This is a genomic window from Robbsia andropogonis (assembly GCF_034047095.1).
GTDB lineage: Bacteria > Pseudomonadota > Gammaproteobacteria > Burkholderiales > Burkholderiaceae > Robbsia > Robbsia andropogonis.
In genome coordinates this window covers 413,813-426,012 of sequence record NZ_CP139164.1, presented here as the reverse complement: position 1 = coordinate 426,012, position 12,200 = coordinate 413,813, and the positions used below count along the sequence as shown (strand labels likewise).

Genomic DNA, 12,200 nt, shown 5'->3' with positions numbered 1-12,200 from the left:
ACTTGCGGACCGCCTCACGCTTGGCCTGCAGGCGTACTACTTTTGGCGAACGTGGTCCTTCAGTGCGGCATTGTCGAGCATCGACTCAGCCGGCAATCGTTTTGACTGGAATGGGACAGAGCCTGAGGTTTTCATCATGCACGAGAACTGTTTTGCGGGAAGATTGAATCTCGTATCTCGGTGAAGAGAGCGAGTTGCCGTTGATGATGGCGATTCGATATCACTGGCGAGACCTCATTCGGTCCAAGAGGGCGGATATGCATTGCTGGAATTTCTTGGATCTGCTCGGCATGATGTCGAATTTTAACGTCGAGGAACTCGCCGACTATGGCTTGGTTATCCACGGGAAGCGAACGAATCAAAACGCCCAGCACTTCTTCGAGTGCACGGATTTTATCTGTTGGATCTTGGATAATCATGGCGTTATCTTGTTAGCGCCTTACTTGGGTTTTAACAGCTTACACCTTTTGCTTCTGAAGCCAATCCCAATTCCGCAGCGCGCCTTTCATGCGCCGACCCTGAATGTTTAGAGGATGCCTCTGTCAAAGTGCCTGCTGACCACTTGGTTCGTTAGCGTTTTCTGTCGGCCGCGCGCGCCGGATCGCCGCTTGAAACTCGGCAGGCATCGGATCTAGCTTCTTGGCGGCCTTGAACTGCACTTCGCCCCGCTCGAAGTTCTCGAGCAGATCAAAGACATGCCGCGTTTTGGCAGTGCGCGCGCCGCAATAAAAATTTTCCAGGGCAGGGCCTGTGTGCTGGTTGTTGCTTGCGGAAAATCACGACTGCCGGTAGTCGGCAATCCTTGTTAAGAGCGCAAAGCGTGGCGAACGACCTTATATGACCGTTTGTTCACCGTTCAATCCTTGTCGCGACCGCGTTACTGTTTTACGCGCACGGGCCTGCGTCGAACGTGTGAGTGCCAATATTGCCTCGAAGGAAGCCGCTTTAGCCCGCCATTCCTCTTTTCGAGTTTGCCGCCTTTCACAAAATGGAACGCGCAGCGCGATCATATCGAGATCAGCACATTCCTGATGGATGACGCGGTTGCCAGCATTGCCATGCGTCTTAAGCTTGCTGAACGGGCGAATGTTTGTTTGCATACCCGTCGTAACGAGTGGCAAGTTGAATAACGGGGCATTTGCAGGCGTCGTGTCACGCCTGTCTAATGGATTGCGGCGAAACGCATCATCGTGGAGAGCACTCCACGCGCGAATTTTCGTTGAAACCGTTCGCGTGATGGTGGTTGACTCAACGGCACGGATAACATTCCAGGATTCTTCCAAGCTCCTAGACACGAGTTGAGCGCCAATCCGGATCAAAAATGTAAAATCGCTGGCGCTCATTGCGTCGCGGCGTTTTTCAAGATACTCGGCAAAGTCAGCGGTGACGCTATCCTCGTCGTCAGGCTCAGAGAGGTATCGCTCTGTGAAAAGTACTAGCATCTTGTCGCGGCTTACTCGCATAGCAAAGCCTTGTCAGGTAGATTTCCAAAGTTGGCCAGTCTGCTTCGCGAACGGCCGGAACGTTTCCTGTCATCCTATCGCGTCGTTGAAAACTGCGAAACCTTGACTTTTACTTAGGCCGATTTAGCGCCCGCGCGTCGTGGGCACTCTACGTCCGGGTTCGCAAACGTATCTGCCTCCGTAACAAAGCCTTTGAAGCACCGCGATAGGGGCGCGATGGCGTGTATTGCCTGCGTTCGATGCGCCGGTACCGTGCGAAAAGTGTAGTAGGCGCTTGCTCAGTGCATTATGACCACGCCTTAAAACGACGTACAGCAAAGGCGGGGTTTTGATAGCACGAAGAACGTATCGAATCGTCGCTACGCGGACGAATTCAAAGAGTAGCGGCAAGTCTGGCGCTAATCCGGCTGGTCATGAGACGCCGCGCCGCCTGAACGTGTCCGTGTTGTAACGATTGGCAATTGTGGGGCTCTACTGAGCGTTAAAATTTCTCGACCAGAGCGCGATATTACAGCGGTCCCTTACCACTGCATCATCCATGCCAGTCTGCATTTTCAGTGTCGCACACTCCATCGCGTTTTTTGTATAAGTCGTGTCGCTGATCGGTTCGGTCGGCATCCGGCAGTGATTCGCTGCCAAAAGAATCAGATTCGACTGGATTAGCGACGCGGCGATCGTATGCGCCAACAGCCGGTTGTTTTCCCGAATCGGGCTGTTTTCGCCGATTGGTGCCGAGACGCTTAAGATCTTCTGGTTGCGGTCGATCTCAACGTTAATCTTGTCGCATGACACCGTCTGTGCTCCGGCACTGACCGAGAATACGAACAAAACCGTAGCCGCGATTTTTATCTGCTTCATGCGCGTTGTCATCGCCTTCGCCTGCCGTGTTAAAAATGACAGAATACTGCCTTATCGATCGTGCCGGCTAGACACCGCCGTCTGCTATCAAGACGACGGCACTCGCCCGTTCCTTACCTTTCCACTAGTGGGTGAGTGGCGCAGGGTCACTGTTAATGGCGGTTAATACCCGTTGTTACGGTGCTTTTCGGGGTCACGCATTGACTCCTTGATATGTTTCCACTTTTCTGCGGTTCCAGGTGCGGGTTTGGCCGCTGAGCGTGTTGGCCTGGCCTTTTGGGTGGCGCGTTGATCCAGTATGGGGGGCTGCGTGGTATCTTGGCTCATGGCAGCTTCCTGCAACGATAATCCTGTTATCCAGCATGATCCGCGCCGCCCTCCTGTGGCGCTTGATAATATATTCTGCACGGCGGCTGAGTCGTATGTTGTGAACTGTTAGAAAGAAATGGACGTGGGCCTATCGACGCCTACATTGTATTAATTAAATGCCTTTTATTTTATCAATTGATCTCAATAATGTCGGTACATACACCAAAGTTATATATTTAGTCATCTCTGCATCTACTGGGGGCGTATTTTAGAGAAAAAGTCCACTTAGGTATTTGCGTTGTGTATAAGCGTCGCTCTTGGTCGCCGAAAATCAGCGACACAATACTGAAAAGAAGTGTCTGCATACTCGATCCGCTGTTAACTAATAGCGATATGTTTTTAAACCACAGAAAATCGAGATGAAGAACAAAGTTATTGCATTGGCGTTAGTAAGCGCAGGTTTGATCGGGGCATCGGCTGCGCAGGCACAAAGCAGCGTTGTGCTATACGGCGTTATCGACGCCGGCGTGAGCTACGTGAATCACGCGGCGGTTACCGGTGGTTCCAAAAGCCTGTTCAAGTATGACGACGGCGTTGCACAAGGCAGTCGTTGGGGCTTGAAGGGCAATGAAGACCTCGGTGGTGGTTTTAGCGCGATTTTTGTTTTGGAAAACGGCTTTAATTCGGGTACCGGCACGCTGGGCCAAGGTAGCCGGATGTTCGGTCGCCAAGCTTTCGTCGGCCTCACGCAGAGGGGTGTCGGTACGTTGTCGTTGGGTCGTCAGTACACATTTTCGACGGACTTCCTGGCACCGTTTTCAGGCGGCAATACAACCGCTGCGGGTAACTACGGCTTCCATATCAACGATATCGACCAACTGACGTCGAGCCGCGCCAACAACGCGATCAAGTACACGTCGGACGTTTTTGCCGGCCTGAAGTTAGGTGCGATGTATGCTTTCTCGAATACAGCAGGTGCGTTTAGCGGCTCGCTGACGTCTGCTTCACGCATATATAGCTTTGGCGCGTCATATGCGATGGGCCCGCTGTCGGCTGGCGCAGCCTACACGGACATTCACTTCCCGGGTGCTGATGGCTTCAGCACGTCACTGGCAAACGTGAACACGCAAGGCCTGCATGACCTGCGTACGTTCGGACTGGGCGCGAAGTACCGTTTCGGCCCGGCACAAGTCTGGGGCCTCTGGACCAATACGCATTTCACGCCAGTGAACACACCTAGCTCCACGGTCAATATCGGTGAAATAGGCGTCTTGTACGCATTGACGCCGGCACTTTCGTTGAGCGGGGCATACACATTCACTGACCTGACTGGCAATTACGAGGGTAAGTGGCACCAAGTCAACCTGACAATGGATTACGCGTTGACCAAGCGCACCGATGTCTATGTGCTAGGTGTCTACCAAAAGGCTGTGGGCAGCAATAACGGCGTGACGAATCAGGCTGAAATCGGTTCGAGCACGAGTTACTTTGGTAACTCCGGTTCGGGTTCGACGAACCAGATCGCTGCTCGCGTCGGTATCCGTCATAAATTCTAAGTAAGCTTGATCTGCTGATCTCGCATAACCGGCCGAGGCGATTCGCCTCGGCTTTTTTTATTTGCATATTTTTGAGAAACCATTCATGCATTTAAAATGCAGTCGATATATTATTAATGATAAAGAGCCAGTTATCTGTTAATCTCAAAAAGTTGCCCTGACTTCCGTGAGAATTAAGCGTAAAGTAGTGTTCGCCGTAGATGTAGACATCCGGTAGTACGCGAGATGCGACTGAGACGAATAAACTTTTGTTGTTACACATCGAGGTGACTCCTCGGAGGAGGCCTCGTCGAGGCTTCCATAACAATCTAGCCCGGCTGCCTGATATTTGGGATGGTAAATACTGTCTGGACCGTATCTTTGTGTGCGGCATCCGTGTGTCTGGCTGTTTGGTTTCTCCCAAGTAGTGCCAAGGCGAGCGGCGCATCCCATAGTCCGATCGATATATCGGCCATGGGGTCCACACAGTCTAAGATGACTGATGTTATGGCATTACTTGCTAAGGACGCAGGTGATGACGAAGACGGCAGCCAACCACGTACCGCTCCTGTGGCACACAGCGAGCTTTCTGACGATACCACGCAAAAGATCGTCAAAGTAGAGGCGGTGCGCGGCGACGAGAAAGATAACGTCCCACCTGTCAATGGTTGGCAACCCGTTGCATTGCCGGATGTATGGACGGAGCGCTGGCCGAATTACACTGGTGTCGTCTGGTATCGCTTTACTTGGCGGCTCGATGCGTCACCGATGCCGGGCCCCGACGCGACCACCGGCCTTTCGCCGGCGGGATTCGATGCCCGGCCGCCGGACGCAGTTCACGCTATCCTCGTTTCATACTGGAGCATGGCGGGTACGTTGTATCTCAATGGTGCCTTGCTTGAGCGCGATGTCAGCTTGGTTGAGCCGCTGAGCCGATCCTGGAATACACCACGATTGGTGATACTCCCCGATGCCTTGTTGCGCCAAGGTGACAATACGATATTGGTGCGTATTTCCGGTTTGGCACTTGAGGATCCCGGTTTGGGCTCGATTACAACCGGTCGTTTAGGTGAGTTGCGCTGGCTCTATGGCCACGATATGTTTTTCCGGCACGATTGGCAGTTGTTCAGCGTTGCAGTCAGTTTTGCCGTCGGCATGTTTGTTTTGGCCCTATGGGTGATGCGCCGACAGCAACCTATATATGGCTGGTTTTGCCTGACTACCATCGCTTGGATGATTGTTGGCTACAGTCAGGTTGCGAGATCACCGTGGCCGTTCAACAGTACGACTCAGTGGCAAACTTTGATCATGCTCGCCGTGGTAGTTCACGCATGGTCGTATGCGATGGGTATGATTCGGTTCGCGGACAAGCGCCTTCCGCGAGCGGAGCGATGGCTGCGACGAATCGTCTATCTCGACATTGGAATCATTTTGGCCCTTATTGCGCTCCCTGAAAGCGTGCTGAGAAGCGGGCAAATCATTTCAATGCAACTTGCCGCCGCGATCTTTCTCGGAGCCTCGCTTTGCTTTGTCTATTTCGCTTTTCGGTATGGCCTGACAAAGCATCGTATCGTAGCGATTGCCACGCTTGTGCTTGTGGTCGCGGGTGCCCACGATTTGTTAACGTGGATGAATATTCTCTCAGACAATCTGTACATCAATGCACTGACATCCCAGGTACAGATTGTTTGTATCGGTTTTGCGCTGGCCAATGACTTCGTCGCAAACATTCGTCGTGTTGAACGATTCAATGAAGATCTTCAACTAAAGGTAGAGGAAGTGCGTCAGGGGCTCGAAAGCACGTTGAAGCGTCAATACGAACTACAACTGGCGAATGCACGGTTGAACGAGCGGTTGAACCTGGCACACGATCTGCATGATGGGCTGGGCGGCACGCTAGTAAGCAGCATCGCGCTTCTAGAGCAAAAGGGCGAGCTGCCTGCGGAACGCTTCCTGCCGATTCTGAAGGAGTTGCGCGATGATCTTCGTATCATCATCGATACGTCGTCGCAAGCGACCGCGAGTGACCATGGGCTTCAAGCCGTGCTGATCCCGATGCGGCACCGGTGGACGCGTTTGCTCGAAGCGCAAAATATCGATTGTCATTGGAATATTACCGGTCTCGCATCTTGTCGGTTGCCAGCGGGAAGTAATCTGGAGTTGATGCGTATCCTGCAAGAATCGTTGACGAACGTCATGAAGCATAGTGGCGCGTCGCGTGTCGACGTTACGTGGTGCGCGGTTCCTCACCAATTGATTTTGATTGTCCAGGATAACGGCATCGGCTTTCCGCGAAACGATGACTCGCCGAGCTTTGGGGCCGGACTGCTGAGTATTGCCAAGCGCGTGCGGCGTTGTGAGGGTACGGTACGGTTTGATAACAGGGACGGCGCTTGCGTGACCGTGATTGTTCCTTGTGAAGCCGAAGGACTAGTGCCTGGTTTGTGATGTCGCGCTGACCACCGGATTCCCGGTAGAGCCCGGACGGATAATCTCCGGTCGCTAATCCCAACACGGCGATTACTTGCAATTCCTTTTTTATTCAAGAGAATGTCCCGCGTTTACGCGTCGAACCGTAATGTATTGGTAGGCCTATGGAAATATTCGATGTTCGGTTTAATCAGCGTTAGACATCAAAAGCCCGTGTGATATTCGAGCAGTCGTTATTCCCTGGGGCACATAGGGGAACGAGAAGAGAGTATTTGCAAGAAAGTGTCTCTCAAAATGACGAATTATTACCAAAATAATTGCTTAAGTCATTGATAAATATGATTTTTATCAATAAATGTTAGTGCCCCGTTACCATATCATCAAAAAAGACAATAAAGTTTTACCCTTGATAGGGAGGACGACTGGCAAACAGAGTCCTAGAATGTACTCAAGAAACCAAAAACAACGCGTCAAAGCATTAGCGCTTGTCCTTAACGACATCAGCTCTCTGGTGCCCACGGTTTCCAACCTGATACCTATTGGAGCGTCCAACATGAACACCAAATTCTTGCCGATCGTTACTATCGCTGCAGCCCTCGCCGTACCGGTTTTCGCGCATGCACAATCTGCAAACGGTCCAGTGACCCGTGCGGAAGTGAAGAGCGAACTGTCGCAGTTGGAAAGCGCAGGCTACAACCCGGGGGCTGACCGTGCCAATTACCCGGTGGACTTGCAACGTGCGGAACGCCGTATCAATTTTGGCGGTTCGAATGTGTCCAACTCGTCGGGCAGTTCGGTGTCGGGTTCGTCGGATTCGGCTCCTGGTCGTAATAACAGCAACAGCCAAGGCTGGAATCCTAACCCGGTGGACAACCACCCGGGTGCCTGATCAATGCGTGGACGGTATATGCGCAATATGACATGTGTTAACGAGAATTGTTCCTAGCGTACGCCGCGCCGACTGCCATGCCCCCGGCCAGACGACGCGGCGAGACACGATGGTTTTATTCTCCACTTAGAAAGCGCCGCATCATGCGGCGCTTTTTATTTTTTTAGGTGCAAAGAGTGCTGTTTATAGGCATTTCGATCGTTTTGCGTAAGAATCTTTTGCCTGGTACAGGGTTTTTGCTGATATCGCATGGACATAAACTGTAGTCAAGAAACCAAAATCAATTGCGTCACAACAATTGCGTGAGACATCGAAACAAAGAGATGCCCAGGTTTCCAAGCGAATAACATAACTGGAGTCATCACCATGAACACCAAGATTCTGCCCATTATCGCCATTGCAGCAAGCATGAGCGCCCCGCTGTTTGCGCATGCGCAATCCAACGTACCTGCTACGCGTGCCAGTGTCCGAGCGGAACTGATCCAGCTTGAAAACGCCGGCTACCGCCCGGAAACAGACCGTCTGAATTATCCGGTTAATTTGCAAAACGCCGAGCGGCGCCTTCAAAATACGCAAGCGCAGTCGTCAGGTTCGTCGACGTCGGGTAGCACCGCTTCGGGTGTACGCCAATCGGATAAGTCAGGGGACTGGAACCCGAACCCGGTCGATTACAGCCACTCATAATAGGCTCTTGTAGGTGCCAGATAAGCACCATGGGGGCTGACGCAGTATCCATGCCAACATCTGTCTCGACATTGCATCCCGGGAAAGCCGCTCATCAGAGCGGCTTTTTTGCATTCGCAATCCGGTATAGTGCTGCAAAGTTGGATGCGGCTGCGCCGTAGGCGGTCGAATGGCGGCGTTGTAAATGCGTGTGCCCGGCGGGAGCGCTGATTGACGTCATGAACCGCGACAAGGCGTGAGACTTCATCGCCGGTCATTTAAGGCATCGCCCAGCCGTTGCCGCATCTTGCCAGTTCTATAAGTCTTTGGGAGAAAAGCATGACCGCAGGTACAAAACGCGTACTGGTGCTCCATGGCATCAATCTGAATATGTTTGGTAAACGCGATCCGAAGCAGTACGGCACTGCAACGTTGGACGAGATCAATCACCAGGTAACGGTGCTCGGAAAAGAGCTTGGCGCAGAGGTGGAAGCGTTTCAAAGCAACTTCGAAGGCGAGATGGCGGAACGGATTCACAAGGCATTCGCCGACAAAGTGGATGCGGTCGTCATCAATGCGGGTGCGTGGACGCACTATAGTTATGGTATTCGCGATGCACTTGCCATTCTGACAGTGCCGATCATCGAAGTACACATGTCGAATGTACACGCCCGCGAAGCGTTCCGTCACGTGTCTGTTTTTTCGGAAGTCGTGAAAGGCCAGATATCGGGATTTGGTGTAGAGAGCTATTTACTGGGCTTGCGTGCAGCTATGGCCGCATTGCGTTGATCGGTCGATAAGCAAAGAAAAGTCGACCTCCGGATGAAGGTCGATTTTCGTGGCAAGCGGTATTAATACGGATTTGTTGATGCAGGTAGCGAGCCGCGTTGCACCAGGCGTCAATTGTTATCGTTCAGGCGGTATGAACCGCGTCCAGCGGTTGCACCGTTTTCGCTTCCACTGAAAAGTCTTCCGCGTCGACATCGTAATTCGATGGCTCCCATCGCAGTACCAACAGCGTTGTCAAGCCGATCAACGGCGCCACGGAAATCACCCAGAACACTTGCGTACCTAGCGCGTGAGCCAGAATCGGGAACAGGAATAACGATAGTGTGGATGCGATACGGACGGTGGTTTGATGCAGTCCGACGCCCATCCCGCGTAGCGACGTAGGGTAGCTCAGCGACGCGTAGGTCATCGTATGCGAGCCTGGTCCCATGCCTTGGCCAAACAGGAATAGCGCCAACATCGCTAAAGAGATCACCACCTCCATACTGGTGCCGGGGCGGCCGATCACTGCCAATACTAGTAACGCAGTGAATTGAAAGGCATAGCCGGCAACGGTCATCGGCCATGCGCCCCATTTTGGTACGTATTTAACGGCCAGCATCCCACCTACGAAGGCAAAGCACAGATTGAGGACCAGTGAAGCGAGGATTGTATTCAGGACGTTCTGCGCGAGGAAGCTGGCAATAATGACGGGCAAGCCAAAAGCGACGGCATTGTAGGCAAATGATGAGGCGAAACCCATTACCGTATGCAGGATCGTTCGGCGCCGATAGATGCCTTGAAACAACGTCCCATAACTGCGCCAGCGTACACGTTTCGGCCGATCCGTTGCGGGATTGTGTCCGCTGTCGGTGTTCGGCGCGACAACCGCGTCGATCCCGTAGGACTTTTTTAATATACGCGCCGCGCCTTCCAGGTCGCCCTGGTTTGCCGCCCATACCGGGGACTCGCTCATATAGCGGCTACGCACCGCGATGATTACCAGCGCCGGTACTGCGCCAAAGCCAAGCGTCAGGCGCCATAGCAGGTTCGAATGGCTTTCGGGTAGGAAAGTGAAGCCGGCAAGTACCAGTAGATAACTGACGCTGATTGCGGCATACCAGACCGGGCACCACATTGCCACGCGTGACGCTTTGTTGCCGGGTCCCCGCAGGCGCGAGAACTCCGCCAGGAAGGCCATGGCGACAGGAAGATCGATACCCACGCCCAATCCCATGACGAAACGGGCGCCGCCCAATACCCAGGCATTCGGCGCGAGCGCGCATACGATCGCAGCCACGACAAAAAACAGCATATCGGCCATGAAGACGCGATAGCGACCGATACGGTCGGTGAGATAACCGCCGATAAATGCACCGATCACCGCACCGAAGGTGATAGCGGAGGTTACCGCGCCAAGGCCTGATGGCGTCAGTGCGAATTCCTTGGTGATATCCTTTACGCCGAACGCCAGTGCACCCAGGTCATAAGCATCGAGGAAGACGCCGCCCAAGGCAATCGCAACGACGACACGCGCATCAGCACCGTGGACTGCGCCAGTGTTAATGAGATGTGAGACATCGCTCGCGCGCCGAATGATCGGGCGGAGCGGCAACGACGGAGAAGCGGTGGAACGCATGGAACTTGATTAAATATCGCGAACGTGTAAAAAGCTGCTAGAGGCGCGTTGAGGCGCGCGCAGGGCAACGTGCGCGAATTCTAAGATGACGGAAAGGATCTTTTAAATCTTTTCTGGTTATGTGCTTAGATCGACGGTCAGCAGGAGATGCAGTGGAAAAGGGCCTGACTTTGTTGACCGCCTGCTCCCGTCACGCGGCCAGCGCCAGGCTGCTGCGGGAGCGCTGTTGGCGCAGCGCTTCGATAACACCTTGCTGGACGTGGTTCACCGCGTCTGCGAGGTTGTGAATGTAGGCGTCTTCGATCGCGTGAGCGGAAAGCGCGCTCTGTAGACGCCATAAGTACTCGGCGTTGCTACCCCAGGGCCCTTGCGCTTGGGCAATGGCGGCCGCGACGCTAGGTAGATCGCCTTCGTCGTCAAAGTGCGGATGCGTGCTGTTGGCCACAAACGCGAGAGCCTTGACTTGGGATCCGTCTTCCAATGTCACTTCAACCCATGTGGGAACATAGGCACCCATTGCCATTTCCCTAATCCAGACCAGACGCAACTCATTCAACAGGTCGGCAGCAGCAATGCGATAGATCAAGCCACGGGTTTCACCGCCGGGGCACAAGGCCAGCATCCGCCCTGGTAATTGTGGCGAGCCACGACCAGCAATCAATTTTTGGCAGAAGCGGCGATGCCACCCGGACAGGGTCGCAATATGTTGCGCGCCGTGCCGTAACTGCGGATTCCATATCAGTGAGCCGTAAGCGAACAGCCAGACGTCACCGGTCCGTGAGGCATCCGCCGCAGCCGGTCTCGCGCAGGCTAGCTGCGCCAGCGTGTCATGCATCGATGCTTCAATGGCGGCGGTCGACCAACGCAAGTGCGCCGGCACGCCGGCCAGGCTGGACAGGAATGCACCGGTAGTAAGGCAGCCACGCGTCACCATGAGAGCGGATCATTGACAACTGGAATGGTTGTCACGATACCGAACGCACCAGCGCAGGGGAAATAACCGTTTGCGATAACGATATGCAGAGAACCACTTGGCCAGGCATCGGCGGTGTGCGTGCCACCGCCATGCGTGGCGGTGGCAATTTGGCAGAGGGGTTACTCCGCCTTCTCTATTTCTATCGCACGATGCAGCGAGCGCCCTTGCCACAACAGGGCATGGGCTTCCAGCGATGCGTGCTGCTCGATTGCCCGCACTGTGCCGACGATGATCGAATGGGAAAAGCCATCATGTACGTTGGCCACCTCACAATCAAACGCGAGATGTGCGCCCGCGAGCAAAGGCGCGCCGGTGACGCCGGCGGTCCACGTCAGCCCGTCAAAGCGCTCGGCGCCACGGCGGGTGCTGAATTGCTCGAGCACATTGGACAGTTCACCGCTCAGCACGTTGACGGCGAAAAAGCCGCTACGCAGAATGATGTCGTGTGTGGAAGAACTGCGGTTCACGCAGGCGATCAACGACGGCGGTTCCGCGGACAAGCTACAGACCGCGGTGGCAATCAGGCCCACGGGCGCGTCGCCATCGAGCGTCGTGATGGCGGTGACGGCACCCGGAAAGCGTGACATGGCGTCACGAAAATCTTTAACGAGGTCAGCAGATTCCACGAAAACAATCCTGTTTCTGAAAAGAGAGCGAACCTGCGCATGGT

Annotated in this window: 11 protein-coding genes; 5 read left to right on the top strand and 6 right to left on the bottom strand. The window is 53.9% G+C overall.

The window, feature by feature from the left end; genetic code table 11:
• Positions 1–134: 134 nt before the first annotated feature.
• From SJQ66_RS01800 to SJQ66_RS01790, 3 genes are all read right to left on the bottom strand, one after another.
• A complete protein-coding gene (locus tag SJQ66_RS01800; RefSeq protein ID WP_157685924.1) occupies positions 135–419 on the bottom strand; it encodes a hypothetical protein in 285 nt (94 codons plus the stop codon).
• A gap of 414 nt (positions 420–833) precedes the next feature.
• Positions 834–1,442, bottom strand: a complete 609-nt coding sequence (locus SJQ66_RS01795) for a hypothetical protein (protein ID WP_024903632.1) — start codon at positions 1,440–1,442, stop codon at positions 834–836.
• Positions 1,443–1,934: 492 nt separating this feature from the next.
• Entirely contained in the window at positions 1,935–2,333 is a 399-nt protein-coding gene (locus SJQ66_RS01790; protein ID WP_024903633.1) for a hypothetical protein, read from the bottom strand.
• A 716-nt stretch (positions 2,334–3,049) separates the two neighbouring features.
• Here SJQ66_RS01790 and SJQ66_RS01785 point away from each other — a divergent pair.
• The 5 genes from SJQ66_RS01785 (at position 3,050) to aroQ (ending at position 8,936) form a co-directional block, all read left to right on the top strand.
• The gene (locus SJQ66_RS01785) at positions 3,050–4,186 is read left to right on the top strand and encodes a porin (RefSeq protein ID WP_320533793.1); all 1,137 of its coding nucleotides are present in this window, start codon (positions 3,050–3,052) and stop codon (positions 4,184–4,186) included.
• Positions 4,187–4,672: 486 nt separating this feature from the next.
• Positions 4,673–6,613: a sensor histidine kinase gene (locus tag SJQ66_RS01780; protein ID WP_024903635.1), complete on the top strand. Its 1,941-nt coding sequence runs from the start codon at positions 4,673–4,675 to the stop codon at positions 6,611–6,613.
• 535 nt (positions 6,614–7,148) lie between these two features.
• Positions 7,149–7,484: a DUF4148 domain-containing protein gene (locus SJQ66_RS01775; protein ID WP_024903637.1), complete on the top strand. Its 336-nt coding sequence runs from the start codon at positions 7,149–7,151 to the stop codon at positions 7,482–7,484.
• A gap of 366 nt (positions 7,485–7,850) precedes the next feature.
• Positions 7,851–8,168: a DUF4148 domain-containing protein gene (locus SJQ66_RS01770; protein ID WP_046154137.1), complete on the top strand. Its 318-nt coding sequence runs from the start codon at positions 7,851–7,853 to the stop codon at positions 8,166–8,168.
• A 318-nt stretch (positions 8,169–8,486) separates the two neighbouring features.
• Positions 8,487–8,936, top strand: a complete 450-nt coding sequence (gene aroQ, locus SJQ66_RS01765; protein WP_024903639.1) for a type II 3-dehydroquinate dehydratase — start codon at positions 8,487–8,489, stop codon at positions 8,934–8,936.
• 124 nt (positions 8,937–9,060) lie between these two features.
• On the opposite strand, the gene SJQ66_RS01760 is transcribed toward aroQ, so the two are convergent.
• The 3 genes from SJQ66_RS01760 to SJQ66_RS01750 all read right to left on the bottom strand — a co-directional run bounded on the left by SJQ66_RS01760 (position 9,061) and on the right by SJQ66_RS01750 (position 12,156).
• Positions 9,061–10,554, bottom strand: a complete 1,494-nt coding sequence (locus tag SJQ66_RS01760) for an MFS transporter (RefSeq protein ID WP_024903640.1) — start codon at positions 10,552–10,554, stop codon at positions 9,061–9,063.
• 190 nt (positions 10,555–10,744) lie between these two features.
• Complete coding sequence (locus tag SJQ66_RS01755) at positions 10,745–11,488, bottom strand: gamma-glutamylcyclotransferase (protein WP_024903641.1); 744 nt, start codon at positions 11,486–11,488, stop codon at positions 10,745–10,747.
• Positions 11,489–11,649: 161 nt separating this feature from the next.
• Entirely contained in the window at positions 11,650–12,156 is a 507-nt protein-coding gene (locus SJQ66_RS01750; RefSeq protein WP_024903642.1) for a flavin reductase family protein, read from the bottom strand.
• Between the last annotated feature and the right edge of the window lie 44 nt (positions 12,157–12,200).